The organism is Bacillus sp. PK3_68, from assembly GCF_003600835.1.
In the GTDB taxonomy this organism is placed as follows: Bacteria; Bacillota; Bacilli; order Bacillales; family Domibacillaceae; genus Pseudobacillus.
In genome coordinates this window covers 1,723,727-1,744,962 of sequence record NZ_NQYC01000001.1, presented here as the reverse complement: position 1 = coordinate 1,744,962, position 21,236 = coordinate 1,723,727, and the positions used below count along the sequence as shown (strand labels likewise).

Here is a 21,236-nt window from a genome sequence, read left to right as displayed (position 1 = left end):
TTAAAGTTGGCACGATTTTTGCAAGTAGTATTGTTGTAGAAAGTAATTTTTTAAGAAAAGGGGTAAAACATCATGACAAGAAAATTTGCAAAGGTAAACGGCAGCCTTCCAGGTGAAAAGGCAAAGAAATTATTAGAGAGAAGACAAAATGCTGTGCCAAAAGGCGTATCAAATGGCGTACCGACATTTGCTGAAAAAGCGGAGGGCGCGTTGATTCATGATGTGGATGGCAATACATTTATTGATTTCGTTGGTGCAATCGGGGTAATGAATGTTGGGCATTGCCATCCAAAAGTAACAGAAGCTGTACACAAACAAGTGGATCAATACATTCATCCGGGCTTCAATGTAATGATGTATGAGCCATACATTGAATTAGCTGAAAAGCTAGCGGCTATTGCTCCTGGAGACCATGAAAAAGAAGTCATCTTCTTCAACAGTGGCGCGGAAGCAGTAGAAAACGCAGTGAAAATTGCCCGTAAATATACAAAACGTCCAGGCGTTGTTTCATTCTCCCGCGGTTACCATGGCCGTACATTATTAACAATGACAATGACAAGCAAAGTAAAACCTTACAAATATGAATTTGGCCCATTTGCTCCAGAAGTATATAAAGCACCTTATCCATATGCTTACCGCCGTCCGGAAGGCGTAACAGAAGAGCAATATGAAGATATGATTATCGAACAGTTCCGTGATTTCTTTATTAATGATGCAGCTCCAGAAACAATTGCCGCAGTCGTTATGGAACCAGTGCAAGGGGAAGGCGGATTCATCGTTCCATCTAAACGCTTTGTTCAGGCTGTGTATGAAGAGTGTCAAAAGCACGGAATCATTTTCATCGCTGATGAGATCCAAGCTGGCTTTGCACGTACTGGCCGTTACTTTGGCATCGAGCACTTTGATGTAGTACCTGACTTAATCACTGTTTCTAAATCAATGGCAGCAGGATTGCCAATCAGTGGTGTAATCGGCCGCAAGGAGATTATGGATGCTTCTACACCAGGTGAACTTGGCGGAACATATTCTGGAAGCCCGCTCGCTTGTGCAGCCGGATTAGCTGTTCTTGATATCATTGAAGAAGAAAACTTGAATGAACGTGGCGAAAAATTAGGTGAGACTGTTATGAATCGTCTCCGCAAGCTGGCTGAGAAGTATGATGAAATCGGTGATGTTCGCGGACTCGGCTCTATGTGTGCAATGGAATTAGTAAAAGACCGTCAAACAAAGGAGCCTAACAAAGAATTAACAAACCTGCTTATTAAAGAAGCAAATGACCGCGGCTTGCTGTTAATGAGTGCAGGAGCTTACGGCAATGTACTGCGTCTTTTGATGCCGCTTGTTATTACTGACGAACAAGCAGAAGAAGGATTAGATATTTTAGAAGAAGCATTGGAAGTAGCTGTTTCTCAGTTGGCTGTCCAAGCATAAGTTGTAACAAGGAAAAACGGCATGCTTATCTCTCGAGATAATTTTTGCTATAATAAAAGCAATATTACTCGAGAGGAAGCTTGTCATGAACCCATCTCATGATCCTGTGCGTGATGAATTATTTGATATTTTCGAATCATCGTTCGATGAAATTGTAGTTACGGATGCAAATGGTATCATCATTCGTGTGAATGCCACTTGCCGAAAGAACTATGAACGAACAGCTGGCGACTTGGTCGGCAAGCATGTGAAAGACTTAGAAAAAATGGGAATTTTTTATCCCTCTGCTACATTAAAGGTAATCGAAAGTCTGCAGCCGATTGAGCTATTCCAGACGGCCAGTACCGGTCGCTATTTTCATGTGCGTACAAGGCCCGTTTTCCATCCGGATGGTTCTTTGAAAAGCGTGATCAGTTACTCACGCGACTTAACAGAACTTATGCATCTGCGCAATAAAATTGAAGAAATGGAAGATGAGCTGGCTACATATAAGAAGGAATTGAAAGAGCCGCTTGAATTTGACGGATTAATCTCGAAAAGCGAGCAAATGGATAAAATTATGCTGCTTGTCCGCAAGATTGCCAAGGTGAATTCGACTGTGCTTTTGCTCGGGGAAACAGGGGTCGGCAAAAGTAAGATTGTTCGCCTGATTCATCAGCTAAGTGACCGGAGAGATCAGCCGCTGAATGAAATTAACTGCGCTGCTCTTCCTGAACAGCTGATTGAATCAGAGCTGTTTGGTTATGAAGGCGGAACCTTCACCGGCGCTTTTCGGGAAGGGAAAAAAGGATTGATTGAGCTTTCTAATCACGGCACCTTATTTTTGGATGAAGTAGGAGAGCTCCCGCTTGCTGCTCAAGGAAAATTATTGCATGTGCTGCAGGAAAAACAAATTCGCCCGGTTGGCGGACGGCAGCCCATTTCTTTAGATATCCGCATTATTGCCGCTACGAATAAAGATTTGAAAAATATGGTAGGCAGAGGCAGTTTTCGCAGGGATTTATATTATCGTCTCAACGTTGTACCTATTCATGTACCACCGCTTCGTGAACGGAAAGAAGATATTGTTCCCCTCACGTATCATTTTTTGGACTACTTTAATCATTTGTATGGAAGCAACGTCCGCTTCTCACCGAAAGTGCTTCAGGCTTTTCTTGGCTTTGAATGGAAAGGAAACATTCGAGAACTGGAAAACATGGTGGAACGACTCGTTGTAACGGGAGATGAGGTCGTTACCCTCAGTGATTTACCGGCCGATATGTTTGAACAGGAAATAACGGAAGCAGGGATGACTCTTCCGGAAGTCATTGAAGAAGTAGAGCGAAAAATGGTCGTCCAGGCTTACAATAAGGATAAATCAACTTATAAAATTGCCAAAGCACTTGGCATTAGTCAGTCATCTGCTACAAGAAAAGTAAGAAAGTACATTGGAGAAATAAAAGATTAATAAAGTAAGAGGAGGAGAAATAAATGAAAAACTGGAAAATTTACATTAATGGCGAATGGATGGAAACAGAAAAAACAATCGAAGTCATTAACCCAGCGACTAAAGAAGTAATTGCAACAATTCCGGATGGAGGGACAGTAGAAGCAGAGCGTGCGGCTGATGCTGCATACGGGGCATTGAAAGAGTGGTCAAAACTGACAGCTAACGAGCGTGCGGACTACTTAATGAAGTGGTACTACTTAATTGACCAAAATAAAGAAGAAATTGGCAAACTAATGACACAAGAACAAGGAAAGCCATTGGCGGAAGCCATTGGTGAGGTAGGCTATGCGAATAGCTTTATTTCCTGGTATGCGGAAGAAGGAAAACGTATCTATGGAGAAACAATTCCTGCTTCTCATCCAAACAAGCGTTTATTCGTCCAAAAAGAGCCAGTAGGAGTCATTGCGGCTATTACACCATGGAACTTCCCAGCAGCCATGATTACTAGAAAAGTCGGTCCTGCTTTGGCAGCGGGATGTACAGCCATGATCAAGCCAGCTACACAAACACCTTTAACAGCGATTCGTCTTGTAGAGTTGGCAGAAGAAGCTGGAATTCCTAAAGGAGTTATTAATATTGTAACTGGAAGCGCACGTCAAATCAGTGAAGCATGGATGAAAGACGGTCGTGTGCGTAAAGTTTCTTTCACAGGTTCTACAGAAGTCGGCAAGTTATTGATGCGCGGTGCAGCTGATACGGTGAAGAAGCTTTCCCTTGAGCTTGGCGGGCATGCTCCATTTATCGTAACGGCTAATGCCGATATTGAAAAAGCAGCAAAGAACTTGATTGCTTCTAAGTATCGTAATGCTGGCCAAACATGTGTATGTGCCAACAGAGTATACGTGCATGAATCTATTGAAGCCGAATTCGCAGAAGCATTTAAACAAGAAGTTGCGAAGTTAAAAGTAGGAAATGGATTAGATGAAGGCGTAACAATCGGTCCTTTAATTGATGAGCAGGCAGTAGATAAAGTGATCAGCCAGATTGAAGACGCTAAGCAAAAAGGTGCAAAAGTGCTCGCTGGTGGCCAAACAGCTGAAGGGGTAAATGGTTACTTCCTTGAGCCAACAGTTATCACAAACGTTACAGACGACATGCTGTGCATGAATGAAGAAACATTTGGACCGCTTGCTCCGATTGCTACGTTTAAAACAACGGATGAAGTGATTGAGCGTGCTAATAATTCACCATATGGCTTAGCTGCTTATGTATTCAGCGAGAATATTACAGAGGCCATCACAATTGCTGAAGGGCTTGAATACGGTATTGTTGGCTTAAACGACGGGCTTCCATCTGTGGCGCAAGCACCATTCGGCGGTTATAAAGAAAGCGGACTTGGCCGTGAAGGCAGCCACTACGGAATTGACGAATATTTAGAAATTAAATACATTTCTTTAGGCCTTTAATGGCAAGTTGAGACATCCAGGTTCTTCTGGATGTCTCTTTTATTCAGTAATGCCTGTATTGGTGATTTCTGTCTCCACTTTAATGTAGATAGGAATATCAGGATAACGGTCTTCCCAGGAACTTTTATCGAAGTGACGAAAGTGACTCCGTACTCTCTCTCCAATGCCGAGGGAGTCTGTGTTTAATTCTTGCAGCTTTTTAACTACTTTTTCTGCTCTTTTCTTCGTTTCTCTTTTCCACTCTTCTTCCACATTCTGTACTTTCTTCGCCGTATGCAGAGAAAGCCCGGAGGCATCCTGTACTTTTCCCTTTAATGAGACAGAGATAGTGACTACAGGACTTTTCTTTGATCCTGATATACTGTACTTGACTTTAGAGCGGAGATTTTCAATAGTAATGTAGGTCTCTTTATATTTTATTTCATACACCCCATGTCGAAAGCTTTCATGAAGCATTTTGAAAATATAGCTGTCTTTAAAAGGAAGCTCACCGACATATTTGTCATCCTTGAAAAGTGCCACACCCATATAACGGATATGCTCGTGTTCTTTCTTAATAATAGGCAGAAAAGGGTCTTGACCAAATCCCGCAAGCTGGGCGAGAAACGTGTGTAATTCAGTGGTAGGAGCCATTTTGATGATACTGTCTTCCAGTAAATCAGAAAGATAGCGAGATAAACTTTGTGCATTTGGATAGTCAGCGGTCAAGAGTTTTTCTGTACTGCCGTCCACAACTGCAAGTTTCATATCCCTTCCAATAAAGGTAGAACGGGAAAGAGGATCAATAATTTTTTTCACTCCATGCTCGGCTAATTCTTTGCTCATTAAAAAACTGCGCAGGCGGCCGGCAGCCAATTTCTTCTGAGCCTCTCTTTGATATTCCTGTCTGATATTGTAGACAGTGTGGCCAGTTGCTGTAAAGGAAACATTAATTGGCTGGACATTTTGGCCTTGTGGATAAAAAGGGGTGGCTACTGTTCCTTTTATTGTATCTTTGTCTACATAATCGTAGCCAGTAACGGTCATAATTTGAACATCTTCAAGTACATAGCTCTCCAAGTTATAGCTAGCTACCAAGATAATAATAAGAACAAAGTAGAATAAAAATGTTTTCATTGCTTTCGCCTCATTTTTTTACAGATCAACTGGAAAAAGTAAATAAAAGGAATGTAAGCGAAAATAAAATAAAAGCTGATCCAATCTACAAAGGTATTAAAATGCCGGATTTGCACCCCTGTTTGAATCAAAGATGAAGCACAGATAGCGAGAAAAAGCAGCGGAATTACACTCTTTTTTTGCTGGATAGAAAACAATTGTTTGATTCCACGCGTAACGGCCCACATATATAGGCACAGGTTTGGCAGCATAACGAATAGCCATATGGCGATACCCGCGTATTCAAATCTCTCCACAAAAGGAAAATCAGCAATCTTCCATAAAGTAAGCGTCGGCCAAATCGTTCTTTCTAACTGCCCTTCACTAAAGTAAAGAAGAGAAACGAGGGCGGCTAATAAGTAAATAAATGTAGAAAAGGCAGAACCGAGTTGAGCCCATTTTTGTGAACGGGCCGCTTGTTTTATGAAAGGATAACAAAACAAAATGATTTCGAATCCTGTAAAGATAATTGCCATTTGTTTGGCTCCCGCTAAAAGTTCAGCAGGGGAATGTTCCATCACAGGAAGGATATAAGAGAGATGAGCATGTCTTAATGGAAAAATTTTTAGTAATAACAGAGGAATAGTCATAAAAAATCCTATCACACACAGACCGACCATAACCCGAAACCCACCCACGAAGTAAAGGTAAACAAGGACAGATAAAATTAGACCCATATACCAAGTTTGAAGATGAGGAAACATCCATACTTGAATGACTTCTATGTAAGAACGCATAATAACGACAAAAATAAGTATCATGTAGGCAAGTACCAGCAGGGTGAGCAACCCTCCAAGCCATTTTCCGAACAGATCTCTGTGAATAACCGTTATATCATTTTCCCCTTTTATTACTATTTGATAAGTCATCCATAAGATAATGCCAATGGCAAAACCTGCGATCACCACAGAAATCCAAGCATCATGACCAGCTTCTTTGGCGATAAAGCGCTCGAAGCTGAGCGCCACTACTCCGAGCTGCATACTATTGACAATATAAAAAGCCAGGTAGGGAGAGACTTTTTTATCTTCAGACGGTAACGGCAGCATGCGACCACCTCCATGAAAAGTTATTCATCAATATCACGGTTATTCTTCTGCGAGGATGACGACTCAAATTTTATGGTATTTTCCGAACGCATCTGCAGAGGACGGGTCACTTGTTTATCAAAGGGAAGACGAATGAGCGCATCTTTCATGTCTTTTAAACGCAGGGGATAAACAGGTTCCAAAAAAGGGCGACCGATGGATCTTAATTTAAGCAAATGGGCGACTAGAATAGCTGTACAAACTGCAACCCCTACCAGCCCGAGAAGCTGGGCGAAGAATAGGAAAGGGAAGCGGATAAGGCGGATAGCATTACTTACTTGATAGACAGGTGTGGTAAAGGACGCTAACGCACTTAAAGCTACAACGATGAGGAGTACGTTGCTTGTTAAGCCGGCTTGCACAGCAGCCGTTCCAATGACAATCCCGCCTACGATACCAATCGTCTGACCGACTTTTGTCGGCAGACGGGCCCCAGCTTCCCTTAGCAATTCGATGGTTAGTTCTAAAATGATCGCTTCAAGAATAGGGGGAAAGGGAATGCCTGCCCGCGAAGAGACCAGCGTAGTCAGCAAGTCTTGCGGAATCATCTCATAATGATAGGTAAGTATAGCCACATATAAAGGCGTCGATAGCACGGAAAGAGTAACTGCGAAAATCCGAATCAATCGAAAAATTGAACCCAAATTCCATACGATTAAATAATCTTCATACGCTGAGAAAAATTCCAGAAGGGTAGTAGGTCCCGTTAAAGCACTTGCCGATCCATCTGCCAGGATGGCTATCTTTCCTTCCATAAGCACACTTGCTGTGCGATCAGGTCGCTCCGTATCGATCAGCTGAGGAAAGGGAGAATTGACGTTATCTGAAATCATTTGATTAATAAAGGCAGTATCAATTATTTGATCATAATTAATATCTCTAATGCGCTGAATGATTGTATCAACATTCTTTTCATCTGCAATTCCTTTAATATAAATGACGGCTACCCGAGTTTTTGTCAGCGTACCAACAGTGAATTCCTTTATTTGAATATCAGTTATAGGAATCCTCTTTCTAATAAGGTTAATATTCGTATCCAGAGATTCGACAAAGGATTCCTTTGGGCCGATAACAGAGTATTCAGTTTCAGGAATAGAAATTTGTCTTTTCTCTGCCTTGAAAGCAGGGATAAGCAGACAGGTTGGCTTGGCTTCCTGCTTATAGACAAGAATGTTTCCGTGCATGAGCTGCTTTCGAATGGAGGAAATATCATCTGTAAGTGTCATATCTTCTACAGGTACAACACTTTTCATCTCTTCCAAAGTAGCAAAGTGATGTTTTTTCAGCGTGCTAAGAACATCCTGGTGAAACACTTTTTTATCTACTATAGTTTGGAAGCAAGATATGAAAAAAGGAGAATCATCTTGCAATTGAAAGGTTAGAAAATCTGCTGATTCTTGACACTGAGCAATCAATTGGCCGAATTGGCTGCTGTTAAATGCAGATAGATCACGTTTGCTTCTTCTCATATCTTAGCCTTCCCCCTTTGTAAGCAGCAGATAGAGTTAGTATGTTCAAAAGGGGCAGAATTATACTAACAGAGGAATAAAAAGGGGACACAAAAAATGGCTGTTTTAAGTGTGTATCATACACTTAAAACAGCCATACAGTATTATCCGTTATGATAGCGATACATCCAGAGAACGCCTGATTTTAAGAAGCGGGCTACCCGGCCAGTAATGGCCCGGTCAGCTACAAAGCCGAAGCCTTGTTTTTTGCCGAGTGAACCAAGAATTCCTTTAAGCTTTATTTCCGGTAATTCTTCTGGAAGAGCCTCCCCTTTCCAGCGTTTCAAGAGAACTTGAACAATCTGTTCCGCTTGTTCTTCGGCCAATTGGGCACTTGGAGCGTGCGGAAGGCTTGCACAGTCACCGACTACATACACATGCTCATCCGTTGGCAAGTTGTGGTATTGAGAAAGTTTAACGCGTCCGGAACGGTCTTTCTCGACTGGCATTTCACGGACAACTTCGTTTGGTTGAATGCCAGCTGTCCATACAACAGCATTCATCGGATAGGCATCATCATGGTTATAAAGTGTATGTGGCTCAACTTTTGTAATGTTGGCATTGTTGACTACTTCCACTCCATGATCAACAAACCATTTATGAATATATTTACTCAATCGTTCTGGGAAATCTTTTAAAATACGATGTCCGCGGTCAAATAATATAATCTCAAGGTCTGGCCGGCTTTCACGAAGCTCGCTCGCCAGCTCAATGCCGCTCAACCCTGCTCCAACAATTCCAACTTTTGATCCAGCTGGCATATTGGACAGCGTTTGGTAAGTCCGGCGCGACTTATCAATAGATTGAATACTATGTGTATATTCCTTGGCTCCCGGCACATTATGATAAGTATCTTCACAGCCAAGGCCAACCACAAGATCATCGTAAGCAACGGGCTCTTTATCTTTAATAAGAACTTGCTTATTTTCTAAATCAATGCTCGTTACTTCGCCAAATAGCAAGTTCAAACGGGGATGTTCAGGAAAATTAACCCGGACCTCCTGATCAGAGATCGTTCCAGCTGCAAGAGCATAGTATTCTGTTTTTAAAGAGTGATATGGAAACTTGTCTACTAATGTAATCGTCACATCTTCAGGCAATTGATTTGGAAGCAGCCTGAGTAACACACGCATGTTACCATAGCCGCCGCCAAGCAACACTAAATTCTTCATCGAGATTTTCCTTTCTATACAGTATGTATTGAAATTTTAGAGTTCTTAAAGTGATTGTGAAAAGACTCACATCTTTTTTGTCTGCCATCCTGAGTATATCTAAATACAGCGTTTTTCACAACAGAGATCATACATTTTCGCTTTAAAGTTTTCCGCTTTTCTCCGGACACAAAGGATAGTAAAATAAAAAGCAGAGGTGAACAAAAATGAAACCGATTATTGAATTTTGCATCAGCAATCTGGCGAACGGCGCGCAAGCAGCGCTTGAAATATTAGAGCGGGATTCTAATATTGATGTGATTGAATATGGCTGTCTCGGCTATTGTACAAGATGTGCGGAAGGCTTATATGCACTCGTAAATGGCGAGCCAGTTGACGGAGAAACACCGGAGGACCTAGTCAACAATATATACGAGTATTTAGAGGAAAATCCTATGTTTTAAATAAGAAAGGAAGAGGGACATGAGAGTGAGTTTCATTCCCCCTTCCTTTTTGTTGTCGCTGGAGGACAGCGAAATCTGTTTGTCAGCTTGCGCTTGCTTCATTCTTTTTCATCTCATCACGCAATTCATACCAGCGGTCCCGCGCCATTTCGATAAGCTGTTTTTCGTTTGATTCTCTTTGTTTCTCAATCACTTTGGAGAAGTACTTTACGGCCTCATTCCATTTCCCAATCCGTATATGCAACTCTCCTAACAGGTACATGACTTTTACGTCCGACATGGGGGTTAGCGTTAGGTCTTCATTTAAATAAGCTTCTTCATATTGTTCAGCCGCAAGTGCTAGAAACCGCTCTTCCTCTGATGAAGATAAATCTCTAGAAAGCCAGGCTATACGAAGGGCAAGACCGGCCATCGTTAAATGCTTTTCTTTTTTTAGAAAACCAGAATAGAAGGCGAGTTTATAGCTGTTAATAGCTTGGTAAACGGTTCTTTTGTTTCCGTAATCCTGAGAAACCCAGTTGCTCGAAATTTTATCCTTTAATATCTCCTTCGCACGGGGAGGAAAAGATTTTGAAAAATCATCTGTAAAGGAATAGCCGCAATGTGGACACACTTTCACGTTATAGAGCAGCGGATTCATTGCAGGGTCCTCATAAATGGGTTTTAAGTCTGTATCCTGTCCTGAGAGTTTGACAAATCGGTTTCTTAATTTCATAGATGAAAATGTACGCTCGCATAGATGACATGTTTCTTGTTTTTCGTAAAGAGGAGAAAGGTTTTCCATATCAACTGCCTCCTAATCCATTTTATAAGTCTATCTACTCATAATGTTGAATTAATTATAACTCTTTTATGCAAAAAGAACTACGTCTATTGATCTTTTTGATGAATTTTTAATGAATTTCGCGAGCTGATTGGTTGAGAAGGTTTTTTTTCGCGTATATACTAATAATAATGATGAAAGAATGGAGGGGTTCCATTGCAAGGTCAAGAAATAGTGAAGATCACAGAAGCTGCTGCTTTTCAGATAAAGGAAATGATGAAGCAAAATGAGGAAGAGGGAGCCACTTTGCGCGTAACCGTTCATGGCGGAGGGTGCAGCGGCTTATCCTATGGCATGGGATTTGACCGTGATATCAAAGACAAGGACATTAAGCTGCAACAACATGGAATTGATATAGCTGTTGATCCAGAAAGTGCACCCATTTTGAACGGAACAGTTATTGATTATAAACAATCTTTAATGGGTGGCGGGTTTACCATTGACAATCCGAACGCCATCGCGTCATGCGGGTGTGGCTCATCGTTCCGTACAGCGGCAAATGCCGGCAAGCCGGAGAACTGTTAATAGCAGTTTGAGGAAAAAGCTACTGGTTAAGCTCATACAAGATAGAAAATCACATAAATAGCCGCGATCCAGCGGTTTAGCGGTCTTTCTTAACAGTTGATAAAGAGAGTGTTAAGAGAGGCCGCTTTTTGTATATACAGGTATTCTTCAAGGGGACTATGGCGTGTCATATACTTAGTAGATTTAATGGCTAATAAAAGAAGGATATCCGTAGCTAATACAGAATTATTCCATGAAAGAGGTACATAAACGGAGGGAAGCGCTTTGGAGGCTCAGCTTAAAGAAAGTGCACAACAGGTTCAAGATAAACTAGAAGAAATCGGATATTCTAATAAAGTTGTGGAGCTGCCTGATAGCACGCGAACAGCACAGGAAGCTGCAGACGCGATAGGATGTGAAGTCGCTCATATTGCCAAGTCAATCATCTTCAGGCTGAAAGATTCAAATCGTCCATTGTTAGTTGTAGCTAGTGGAGTCAATCGCATTAATGAAAAATTGATTGGCGACTATTTAAATGAAGAATTAGGAAAAGCCGATGCGGATTATGTACGCAAACATACAGGTTTTGTTATCGGTGGGGTTCCGCCTCTCGGACATTCTGAGCCAGTTCTTACTCTTGTTGATGAGGATTTATTAAATTACAGAGAAATATGGGCAGCTGCAGGGCATCCTAAAGCAGTGTTCCGACTAACGCCAGCAGAGTTAGTGGAGATGACCAAAGGGCAGGTCACTTGTATAAAGTAAAACGGAGTTTCTTTTTTAATAAAGAAAGATCTAATCAATCGATCTTCCATGATGTGAGGTAAATGAATTTGAATAAATTCTTTATCGTCTTTTTTATGGTGTTATTGTTGAGTGCCCTGCTTTTTGCTTTTTTGTTTAGAAATGGGCTGATTTTCGATATGGCAGGTATCGATATCACTCATCCATTCATGAAGAAAGTAATCATAGAGGAGGAGTATGTAAGGATTGATCGAAATGCCAATGGTGTTGCCGATCCCATTGATATAGTCAATGCAGCTAGAAAAGAGGCAGAAGGACGGACACTGTACAAAAGTGCCTATTATGAAGGGGGATATCCACCGGATAGGGAAGGTGTATGTACCGATGTCATTTGGAGAGGATTAAAAGGAGTCAATATCAATCTAAAAGATCTGATGGACAAGGATATTCATGATCAACCTTATCTGTATCCACGAGTGAATGGAAAGCCAGATCCTAATATTGATTTTCGCAGAGTTCCTAATCAGCACGTTTTTTTCCAACGGTTTACGCAGCCTTTAACTACAAAATTGATGCCGGATAATCCGAAAAACTTAGCGGAATGGCAGCCAGGTGATATCGTGGTTTACTTAGAGGGAGTAGACCATATCGGTATCATTTCTGATAAGCGGGCAAAAGATGGGATTCCATATTTAATTCATAATACGCCGCCTTTTGCCTCAGAAATTAAATTATCTTCCTACACGTCGCCCATCGCTGGACACTTCCGCTGGAAATATGAAACAACCAGCTATTAAGCAAAAAAAAAGCGCCTGCTTTGTGGCGCTTTTTCTTGTTCATATTCTTGTCAACGCTGTTTTTATGGGGGTATAGCCGCTAATAATCTCAAATACTTTTCTTTCGGTTTCTTTAGTGGTCAATGCTTCCACTAATACTTGAGCTACATCTTCACGGGGAATGGTGCCGCCCAGCGGAGAAAAACGTGTAGACAGGTCGATCATTCCGGTTCCTGGGTCACTAGTTAACCCGCCAGGACGCACAATTGTAAAGTTTAATCCGCTTTTAATTAAATGTTCATCAGCCGCCTTTTTAGCTTTCAAGTAAGGTGTCAAGGAGGCAGGGGCTTCCTCGGGATCAGCTGTTCCCATAGAGCTAAGCATAATAAACCGCTCAATGCCTTTTTCTTTTGCAAAGTCTATCGTTTTCTTTGCCCCCTCCTGGTCGACGGCAATGGTTTTATCATAACCGGTTGATGAGCCGGAACCAGCTGCGAAGATAACTGCATTTACATCATTCAAAGCAAAGCTAAAGTCCTGTTCTAAATCAGCAAGAATGGCTTTTGCTCCTAGATTTTCCATTTCGTCTGTCTGTTCAGCTTTGCGGATCATCGCCCGGACAAGATGCTGGTTGCTTTGGGCTAGTTGCTTTACGATCTCTCTACCGGTTAGTCCTCCTGCACCAATAACGAGTACGTTCATGGAAATCACCCTTTTCTTAAGGAAATTTTATTAAATAGTTTACCCTTTTGATAGCAAAAAAAACGGGAGGAATAATAACGAAAAGCAATTCAATGAAATCAGTTAAATGTCTTGAAAAAGCAGTATAAAAAGCATATTATTGAACTAGATATAGCTTTGTTAAAACTTCATGACAATTTTTATTGTGTTTTTTTACAACTATTCGTGAAAAACATCACATTTTCAACGAATAAGTGGCAGACTATTAAATATTCAAGCGAGACATTCGCAAAATATGTGCAGAAGGTGGCAGGGAATATTATGAGAAAACCAAAAATTGTTGTTCTAGGTGCAGGTTATGGTGGATTGATGACGGTTACACGTCTTCAAAAAACTTTAGGACAAGAGGAAGCAGATATCGTTCTTGTAAATAAGAATGACTATCATTATGAAACAACTTGGCTGCATGAAGCATCTGCAGGCACGCTTCATCATGACCGTGTTCGTTATGATGTTGACAGTGTGATCAACCGCAGTAAAGTCGAATTTATTCGTGCAGAAGTAGAAGACATTAAAACAGATGAAAAGAAAGTCATCTTAAATACTGGTGAAGTGGATTATGATTACCTAGTATTTGCATTGGGTGGCGAGTCAGAAACATTTGGTATTCAAGGCTTGAAAGAATATGCTTTCACTATTTCTAATGTGAACGCAGCTCGTCAAATTCGTGAGCACATTGACTATCAATTTGCTACATATGCAACTGAAGTAGAGAAACAAGAAGAGCGCTTGGCAATCGTTGTTGGCGGCGCTGGATTCACTGGTATTGAGTTCCTTGGTGAGCTGGTAAACCGTGTACCAGAGCTTTGCCGTGAATATGACATTGACTATGCAAAAGTACGCATTTATTGTGTGGAAGCAGCGCCTATGGTTCTTCCTGGATTTGATCCTGAGCTTGTGCAATATGCCGTCGCTTTGCTTGAGAAAAAAGGTGTTGAATTTAAAATTGGTACAGCCATTAAAGAGGCTACACCGGATGGCATTAAAGTGGCTAAAGGCGAAAATGAGATGGAAGAGATCAAAGCTGGCACAGTTATCTGGGCGGCTGGTGTTCGTGGCAATAGCGTCATTGAAAAAGCAGGAATTGACAATATGCGTGCCCGCGTAAAAGTAAATCCTGACCTTCGTGCTCCAGGACATGAGAACATTTTTGTTCTGGGAGATTCTTCACTTATTATCAATGAAGAAACAAATCGTCCATACCCACCAACAGCTCAAATTGCGATGCAGCAAGGTGAAGTTTGTGCCCGCAACTTAGTGAAGCTTGTTAGAGGCGGAGAAGGCGAATTAGAAACGTTTAAACCAGATATTAAAGGAACAGTATGTTCTTTAGGTGATGACGATGCCATTGGTGTGGTGTTTGGTAAGAAATTAACAGGCACAAAAGCATCCTTTATGAAGAAAATGATCGACAACCGTGCTTTGCTCATGATTGGCGGCCCATCACTTGTACTGAAAAAAGGTAAATTTAACTTTATTTAATTGTGCTAAAAAAGGCCAGCTTCCAGCTGGCCTTTTTTTTATTTTGTTTTTGGCTGCTGCTTTCCTTTGCAACTTGGGCATGTTTCTGAACCGCCTAGCAGTAGTTGGAAATAGCCCTGGCCTCCACAGTAGCTGCATGTTTCTGTTTTTGTTTGGACTGACATATATCGTCCCCCTCTTCCGTTTAGAATTTTCTGATAATATATCATGTTCCTCAAAAACGATCAATCTCCTTTTTCGCTTAAACCCATATCAAAGAGAGATATCTATAGGGTCTGAAGACAGATCTCTGTTATTGCTAGTATAGTTGACGTTTTCAGTAGAATTGAGTACACTATTCAATAGTGATTTAGGGGGGAAACAGAATGCATGTAGCCGTTTTACTCGTTTCGGTTTTACTGTTTTTCGTGCTTTTTTTCGGTATTGGCTTTTTACTCAATATGCTCCTTCGAATGACTTGGATCATGGCGATTCTTTATCCGCTCGTAACGATTGCCATTGTGGATGGAATCAGTACATTTGACTATATCTTTAATGCGAGTGAAGCATTCAGTACTTTAGGAACAAGAGCAGTTTCTTTAAAACTGCCAGACATCATCATTTTAGGGAGCGGCTTTATCGGTGCACTGACATCGGGCGTAACAATGAGAGTTTTAAGGCAAAAAGGATATCAAATGTTTTAACGGCCCTATAACAGGCCGTTTTTTATTTGTCTATGTTTCTTTTTTATTATCTATCGTTCATATCTTCTCGGTTGTGCCCTTCATTTCTCATCTAATCGATGAACCAAACTGTCTTTTCCAAGAAATAAAGGATCTAATTCAATAGTTTGAAAGACTTCTGGATGAATCATTTTTGCTAATTTTTCGAGACCAATAATAAGGCGTGGCGATGGCCGGCAGAAAAAGCTTTCTTCCATAACAGCAATGCGCTGCTGCTTTACAGCGAAAAGTTCACTCCATCCTGGCCGTTTCAGCACAACGTCCGGGTTAATTTTTTCTGTGCGAACCCCTACCCAGGAAAGCAAAATAAAATCAGGATTCCGCTTTCTTACCTCTTCCCAGTCCGTTTGGAAATTAGCTGTATTTTTATCTGCAAATATATTCCGGGCGCCAGCCAGCTCGCTTATCTCTGTTAGCCAGTTCACATTTCCAGGGGTAAAAACTGGTTTTGGCCACCACTCCCAATATACAAAAGGGGGGCTTTAATGAGAGAGGCAGCATCACGAAACTGCTTCAGTTGCTCCCGATATCTTTTGGCGACCATCTTTCCCTCATCAGGAATGCCGCATGCTATTGCTATTTCTTCAATAGATTCTCCTATTTCAGAAAGTGACTGCGGGTTAGTCACAATATGTGGAATTCCTCGGGCTCTTAATCGTTCCACATTTTTCTCCATCCCCGGTACGCTCAGCGATGCTATAACTAAATCAGGTTGCAAGGCTTCTACTTTTTCCATATTAATATCAAGATCCGGGCCGAGCTGGGGAAGAGTATTTACTGCAGCAGGCCAGTCGGAATAATCATCCACACCGATAAGCTGGGACGTTAAACCGAGAAAGTCCATCACCTCTGTGTTGCTCGGACAAAGAGAAATAAGTCTCATTCAAACGCCTCCTTCCTTTAAATAGTAACAGATTCCCTTCGGTAAAGAAAAATCGCTATATAAAACTTTAAAAAAAGCCTGTTTGATGATACGTATCTTTTCGTTTATTCGGCAATCCTAGTGGAAAAGGAGAAAGGAAACCATTCAGCCATAAAAAAATAATTATCCTGTGGTGAAAACGGTAAATCGGATCTCTCTATCAACTGAATGAGAAAGGGTGTGGCAAATGAAAGTTGCTGAGTTATTTGTCAAATGTCTTGAAAATGAAGGGATAGAATATATTTTTGGAGTGCCAGGTGAAGAAAACCTTGATATTATGGATGCTTTGCTTGACTCACATATTGAATTTATCGTTACGAGGCATGAAACAAGTGCAGCATTTATGGCGGGGACGTATGGAAGGCTCACCGGCAAGCCTGGTGTCTGTTTATCCACATTAGGCCCGGGAGCAACCAATTTATTAACAGGTGTAGCTAATGCCAATATGGATCATTGTCCATTGGTTGCCATTACCGGCCAGGCAGATTTGAGTCGCCAGCATAAAGAGTCCCACCAATACTACGATTTAGTTTCTGTATTCAAGCCTGTTACCAAGTGGAACACTCAGGTCAAAGCAGGAGAAATTGTTCCGGAGGTAGTCAGGAAAGCATTCAGAGTTGCCACTCAAGAGAAATCAGGAGCTACACATATCGATCTTCCTGAAGATATTGCCGCTATGGAGGTCAGCGCATTCCCATTAAATTTAATGGATCATACTTTGTCAGAAGCCAGTGAACGGGTGATCCAGGATGCAGTTAGTTTAATAGAAAAATCAAAGCGTCCGCTTATTTTAGCCGGAAATGGAATTGCAAGAGGACATGCGGCAAACAGTCTGCGTTCATTTGTGAACAAAACATCTATTCCGGTCGTCCATACATTTATGGGAAAAGGGGCCTTGCCCTGGAACGATGATTTAAGCTTGCTGACAGCCGGATTAGTTGGGAAGGATTACATTACATGCGGCTTTACAAAAGCCGATCTAATCATTGCGATAGGCTTTGATATGGCTGAATATCCGCCGGAGAATTGGAATCCTAAAGGATCAGTGCCTATTTTGCATATTGATACCCAGGAGGCAGAAACAGATGCTCATTATCCTGTCAAATTGAATGTAATCGGAAACATTGATGAAAATTTAAAAGAACTAGGCACTGCTATCTCTTCTACAAGAAGAAACCATGAGTGGGTTGCAGATGTGCGCCAAAATGCATTGGCAGAGTTGGCAGAATATAAGGACAGCGAAAGCTTTCCAGTAAAGCCGCAAAAGATTATTTCAGATGTCCGTTCTGTTTTGGGAGAAGAGGACATTCTTGTTTCTGATGTTGGAGCACATAAAATGTGGATAGCGAGAATGTATCATACGTACCAGCCGAATACTTGCTTGATTTCAAATGGACTAGCCTCTATGGGCGTCTCTATTCCCGGGGCAATCGCTGCCAAAATGGTGCGTCCTGAGCGAAATGTTGTCGCTGTATGCGGAGACGGTTCCTTTCAGATGTCAAGCGCTGAATTAGAAACGGCAAAGAGATTAAATCTGCCTATTGTTATTTTGCTTTGGAGAGACGGAGGATACGGATTAATAGAGTGGAAGCAGCTTAGCAGATTTAACCGGTCATCCAATATTAAATTTGGCAATCCGGACTTTATTCAACTGGCTAAATCTTATGGGTTTGAAGCGATAGAAATAACGAGTGCAGGACAGCTTAAACCAGCTATCGAACAGGCGATTTCTCTTCATAAGCCAGTGCTGATCGATTGTCCAGTAGATTACAGTGAGAATATGAAGTTAACAGAAAAACTAGGAGATATTCTTTGCTAAGTGGTAACAGTAATTTAAGCCTTTCCTGTCTAGTTTTTTCAGGAAGGGCTTGGAAAGGGAAAAGCGGTGAGAAGAGGAACAAAAAGGAGGAGGCCAATGTCAACGTTGCATCGGTTGTTTTTTGAAATATCTGAATGTAATTGCCAGCTGCAAAGTGGGGTGGCGCCATTTGACCATTCGCTTTTAATTCTGTTAAAAAAGCTGCTAGACGAACAAAAAGAAACATTGGACAAGCTTTTGCCGCAATTAGGAAGTGAAGAAATTGAATTAGAAAAGGTAAAAGAATTCATCAGTATTGTTTATCATGACCATGAAGTAGCCTCTCCAATCTTTCATTCATGGAAGAGAGCGAATAAATGGATGAAGCTCCCTTCCGAAGAAGAAGCGGAAAGACTAACTCCAGTTATGGAGAAGATGAAACGTCATTTAGAAGAGGCGGCAATGGAGCTCGAAAAAATCTATGGATCTGAGAATATAAAGTATGTGATTCCATCTTTTTATATTCCCATAATTCGCTAGGGGGAACAAATATGCCTTGGGAAAAAGAACGGGTAGACATGAACATATACAGCCAGGGAGAAGTGGAGAAGTGGGTGTATAGCACCTGCAATATTTGCTCGGTAGGCTGCGGCTGTTATACAGCTGTAAAAGACGGAGAAATCGTTGGTATCAAAGGGAATAGTGAACATCCGATTAACAGAGGAAGACTTGGGCCAAAAGGAGAGAATCAATGGTATGCGAACAATAGCCCCGACCGGTTGCGGACTCCATTAATTCGCAACGAAACAGGAAATCTGGAGCCTGCTTCCTGGGATGAGGCAATGGATCTCTTTGTGAAGAAAGCGAAACAAACACTCAAAGAGAACGGCTCAAACAGCGTGGCTATTTATTCGACAGGACAGGGGTTTTTAGAAGATTACTATACAATCGCTAAGTTTGGCCGGACTGGATTACGGACCCACCTTCTTGATGCCAATACTCGCCTTTGTACAGCGACAACAGAATTTTGTTTGTTGCAGTCTTTCGGTGCAGATGGGACGCCGGCTTCCTTTGATGACATCGATGAAACAGATACGTTAATGCTGTTTGGTCATAATCTTGTGGAAACAGGTACGGTCTTATTTGAAAGGATTATGGAAAGAAAGCAAAAGACAGGGAAGCCTTATATAATTGTGGTGGATCCGAGAAAAACCTTAACAGCAAAAGAAGCAGATTTGCATCTGCAGCTATATCCTGGAACGAATGTGGCCCTATTAAATGGGGTCATTAACGAAATTGTCAAAAGAGGATATGTCGATCAAGCGTTTATTGATGCTTACACAATTGGCATTAATGGGATGACAGAATCTTTGAAGGAGTGGACACTCGAAAAAACAGCAGATACCACTGGAATATCGAAAGCAAAGTTAGAGAAAGCTATCGAGAAGTTAGGTACATCTGCATCACTTGTTACTACTACACTTCAGGGCACATACCAGAGCGCAGATGCTACTACGGCTTGTGTAGCTATTAATAATTTACATTTAATCCGCGGATTAATTGGCAAGCCGGGCTGCGGGCCACTACATATGGCCGGACAGCCAAGTTCATCGGCGAACCGAACAGCGGGAGGAGTAGGAACCTATCCAGCACACCGCAATCCTGCAAATCCTAAACATATAGAGGAAATGGCTCAATTATGGAATGTGGATAAAGCTACGCTCCCAGTTGGTCCAGAAAAAGGGATTGAAGAACAAATTTCCATGATTGAAAACGGAGAAATCGGCCTATTTTGGAATATAGGTACGAATTCACTTGTTTCCCTTCCAAACCGTCAGCGTGCGAAGAAAGCACTCGCGAGTACCTTTGTTGTCGTTCAGGATGCTTTCTTGACTGAAACAGCCACAGTCGCAGATGTTGTTTTGCCTGTGGCCTTGTGGGGAGAAAAGGAAGGAACGATGGAAAATGCGGACCGTACGATCAACCTTCTTCGGAAAGCAGTTGAACCGCCAGAAGGTGCAAAGTCAGACTTTGACATCTTTTTAGACTTTTCCAAGCGGATGGATTTTAAAGACAGAGACGGTCAGCCGTTGATTTCGTATACAACTCCTGAAGAGTGTTTTGAAGAGTTCAAGAAAATATCTAAAGGCAGACCATGTGATATGACAGGAATCACTTATGAAAGATTAGAGAAGGAAAACGGGCTGCGCTGGCCAGTGAAGGATGAAAACTCTCCTGGGACTGTGCGCCTTTATTCTGAATTTGTCTTCCATACGACTACAGATGACGCCCAAAGTTTTGGCAAGGATCAGCTCACCGGCCGGGTATTAACAAAAACAGAGTTTGAGAGAAAAGGAGCGGAAGGACGTGCCATCCTTCATCCGACTCACTATATACCGCCAGCCGAGCAGCCAACTTCAGACTATCCAACCTGGTTAACAACAGGACGGCTCGTCTGGCATTGGCATACAAGGACAAAAACAGCGCGCTCCCCGCACTTGCAAATGGCAGCCCAGCACGGGTATGTCGAAATTAATACAGAAGACGCGAAAAAGTGGGCAATTGTGCAAGGAGAAGTTGTTCGTGTTTCTTCTCCGCGAGGATGGATCGAAGTACCAGCACGGATAGGGGATGTTGTTCAGCAGGGATTAGTGTTTGTGCCTTTTCATTTTGGCAGCTGGGAGAAAAAAGAAGCTGCGAACGAATTAACAGCTGATTTTACAGATCCGCTCTCTAAGCAACCAACTTTCAAACAAGCTGCCTGTAGAGTAGAGAAAATTCGGAGAGAGCATCAAGTTGATTCAGGAGAGTCGCTTGAATACATTGCAGAACAATACGGTTTGTCAGTAGAAGATTTGAAAAGAGCCAATCAGCTAACTACTCCTTATGATATCCAAATGGGAGAGTCGCTTGAGATTCCACTATCCGTTATCAATACACCGCTTCCTCCATACATGCCTTACCGGAAAAAAGTATAATAGCTACATCATAAATACCAACAAGTGCAAAAAAAGGGAAGGCATTCGTTCCTT

The 21,236-nt window shown here is 41.7% G+C and carries 19 protein-coding genes and 1 pseudogene; 12 read left to right on the top strand and 8 right to left on the bottom strand.

Features of this window, described 5'->3' with window-relative positions; genetic code table 11:
- Positions 1 to 69 precede the first annotated feature (69 nt).
- The 3 genes from gabT to CJ483_RS09135 all read left to right on the top strand — a co-directional run bounded on the left by gabT (position 70) and on the right by CJ483_RS09135 (position 4,326).
- Entirely contained in the window at positions 70 to 1,431 is a 1,362-nt protein-coding gene (gabT, locus tag CJ483_RS09145) for a 4-aminobutyrate--2-oxoglutarate transaminase (protein ID WP_182917153.1), read from the top strand.
- 85 nt (positions 1,432 to 1,516) lie between these two features.
- Positions 1,517 to 2,878, top strand: coding sequence for a sigma-54 interaction domain-containing protein (locus CJ483_RS09140; RefSeq protein ID WP_120034211.1), 1,362 nt, complete (start codon positions 1,517 to 1,519; stop codon positions 2,876 to 2,878).
- 23 nt (positions 2,879 to 2,901) lie between these two features.
- Positions 2,902 to 4,326, top strand: coding sequence for an NAD-dependent succinate-semialdehyde dehydrogenase (locus tag CJ483_RS09135; RefSeq protein WP_120034209.1), 1,425 nt, complete (start codon positions 2,902 to 2,904; stop codon positions 4,324 to 4,326).
- Positions 4,327 to 4,365: 39 nt separating this feature from the next.
- Here CJ483_RS09135 and CJ483_RS09130 read toward each other — a convergent pair whose 3' ends face one another.
- The 4 genes from CJ483_RS09130 to CJ483_RS09115 all read right to left on the bottom strand — a co-directional run bounded on the left by CJ483_RS09130 (position 4,366) and on the right by CJ483_RS09115 (position 9,249).
- Positions 4,366 to 5,442, bottom strand: coding sequence for a Ger(x)C family spore germination protein (locus tag CJ483_RS09130; RefSeq protein WP_120034207.1), 1,077 nt, complete (start codon positions 5,440 to 5,442; stop codon positions 4,366 to 4,368).
- The gene (locus CJ483_RS09125; protein WP_120034205.1) at positions 5,439 to 6,530 is read right to left on the bottom strand and encodes a GerAB/ArcD/ProY family transporter; all 1,092 of its coding nucleotides are present in this window, start codon (positions 6,528 to 6,530) and stop codon (positions 5,439 to 5,441) included. Before CJ483_RS09125 ends, CJ483_RS09130 begins: the two co-directional genes overlap by 4 nt.
- A gap of 20 nt (positions 6,531 to 6,550) precedes the next feature.
- Positions 6,551 to 8,038: a spore germination protein gene (locus CJ483_RS09120; RefSeq protein ID WP_120034203.1), complete on the bottom strand. Its 1,488-nt coding sequence runs from the start codon at positions 8,036 to 8,038 to the stop codon at positions 6,551 to 6,553.
- A 143-nt stretch (positions 8,039 to 8,181) separates the two neighbouring features.
- The gene (locus CJ483_RS09115; protein WP_120034201.1) at positions 8,182 to 9,249 is read right to left on the bottom strand and encodes an NAD(P)/FAD-dependent oxidoreductase; all 1,068 of its coding nucleotides are present in this window, start codon (positions 9,247 to 9,249) and stop codon (positions 8,182 to 8,184) included.
- 206 nt (positions 9,250 to 9,455) lie between these two features.
- Between CJ483_RS09115 and CJ483_RS09110 the strand changes: the two genes are divergently transcribed.
- Positions 9,456 to 9,692 (top strand): YuzB family protein, encoded by a 237-nt coding sequence (locus CJ483_RS09110; RefSeq protein ID WP_120034199.1) that lies wholly within the window; start codon positions 9,456 to 9,458, stop codon positions 9,690 to 9,692.
- Positions 9,693 to 9,774: 82 nt separating this feature from the next.
- Here the strand turns inward: CJ483_RS09110 and CJ483_RS09105 are convergent, their stop codons facing one another.
- Positions 9,775 to 10,476: a DUF2225 domain-containing protein gene (locus CJ483_RS09105; RefSeq protein WP_120034197.1), complete on the bottom strand. Its 702-nt coding sequence runs from the start codon at positions 10,474 to 10,476 to the stop codon at positions 9,775 to 9,777.
- A gap of 195 nt (positions 10,477 to 10,671) precedes the next feature.
- On the opposite strand from CJ483_RS09105, the gene CJ483_RS09100 reads away from it, so the two are divergent.
- From CJ483_RS09100 to CJ483_RS09090, 3 genes are all read left to right on the top strand, one after another.
- Complete coding sequence (locus CJ483_RS09100; protein ID WP_120034195.1) at positions 10,672 to 11,040, top strand: HesB/IscA family protein; 369 nt, start codon at positions 10,672 to 10,674, stop codon at positions 11,038 to 11,040.
- Positions 11,041 to 11,304: 264 nt separating this feature from the next.
- A complete protein-coding gene (locus CJ483_RS09095; RefSeq protein ID WP_120034193.1) occupies positions 11,305 to 11,784 on the top strand; it encodes a YbaK/EbsC family protein in 480 nt (159 codons plus the stop codon).
- Positions 11,785 to 11,846: 62 nt separating this feature from the next.
- Positions 11,847 to 12,560, top strand: a complete 714-nt coding sequence (locus tag CJ483_RS09090; RefSeq protein ID WP_120034191.1) for a DUF1287 domain-containing protein — start codon at positions 11,847 to 11,849, stop codon at positions 12,558 to 12,560.
- A 39-nt stretch (positions 12,561 to 12,599) separates the two neighbouring features.
- On the opposite strand, the gene CJ483_RS09085 is transcribed toward CJ483_RS09090, so the two are convergent.
- On the bottom strand, positions 12,600 to 13,241 hold the full coding sequence (locus CJ483_RS09085; protein WP_120034189.1) for an SDR family oxidoreductase: 642 nt from the start codon (positions 13,239 to 13,241) through the stop codon (positions 12,600 to 12,602).
- A 300-nt stretch (positions 13,242 to 13,541) separates the two neighbouring features.
- Between CJ483_RS09085 and CJ483_RS09080 the strand changes: the two genes are divergently transcribed.
- On the top strand, positions 13,542 to 14,762 hold the full coding sequence (locus CJ483_RS09080; protein WP_120037887.1) for an NAD(P)/FAD-dependent oxidoreductase: 1,221 nt from the start codon (positions 13,542 to 13,544) through the stop codon (positions 14,760 to 14,762).
- A 38-nt stretch (positions 14,763 to 14,800) separates the two neighbouring features.
- Here the strand turns inward: CJ483_RS09080 and CJ483_RS24480 are convergent, their stop codons facing one another.
- The gene (locus CJ483_RS24480; RefSeq protein ID WP_182917008.1) at positions 14,801 to 14,926 is read right to left on the bottom strand and encodes a YuiA family protein; all 126 of its coding nucleotides are present in this window, start codon (positions 14,924 to 14,926) and stop codon (positions 14,801 to 14,803) included.
- A 201-nt stretch (positions 14,927 to 15,127) separates the two neighbouring features.
- Here CJ483_RS24480 and CJ483_RS09075 point away from each other — a divergent pair, with 201 nt between their 5' ends.
- The gene (locus CJ483_RS09075) at positions 15,128 to 15,445 is read left to right on the top strand and encodes a YuiB family protein (protein ID WP_120034187.1); all 318 of its coding nucleotides are present in this window, start codon (positions 15,128 to 15,130) and stop codon (positions 15,443 to 15,445) included.
- Positions 15,446 to 15,525: 80 nt separating this feature from the next.
- Here CJ483_RS09075 and CJ483_RS09070 read toward each other — a convergent pair.
- Positions 15,526 to 16,367 (bottom strand): annotated as a pseudogene (locus tag CJ483_RS09070) (cobalamin-binding protein).
- A gap of 226 nt (positions 16,368 to 16,593) precedes the next feature.
- Between CJ483_RS09070 and CJ483_RS09065 the strand changes: the two are divergent.
- The 3 genes from CJ483_RS09065 to CJ483_RS09055 all read left to right on the top strand — a co-directional run bounded on the left by CJ483_RS09065 (position 16,594) and on the right by CJ483_RS09055 (position 21,182).
- Positions 16,594 to 18,225 (top strand): acetolactate synthase large subunit, encoded by a 1,632-nt coding sequence (locus tag CJ483_RS09065; protein ID WP_182917007.1) that lies wholly within the window; start codon positions 16,594 to 16,596, stop codon positions 18,223 to 18,225.
- A 96-nt stretch (positions 18,226 to 18,321) separates the two neighbouring features.
- Positions 18,322 to 18,744: a hypothetical protein gene (locus tag CJ483_RS09060; RefSeq protein WP_142927222.1), complete on the top strand. Its 423-nt coding sequence runs from the start codon at positions 18,322 to 18,324 to the stop codon at positions 18,742 to 18,744.
- Positions 18,745 to 18,755: 11 nt separating this feature from the next.
- Positions 18,756 to 21,182: a molybdopterin-dependent oxidoreductase gene (locus CJ483_RS09055; protein WP_120034181.1), complete on the top strand. Its 2,427-nt coding sequence runs from the start codon at positions 18,756 to 18,758 to the stop codon at positions 21,180 to 21,182.
- Positions 21,183 to 21,236 lie beyond the last annotated feature (54 nt).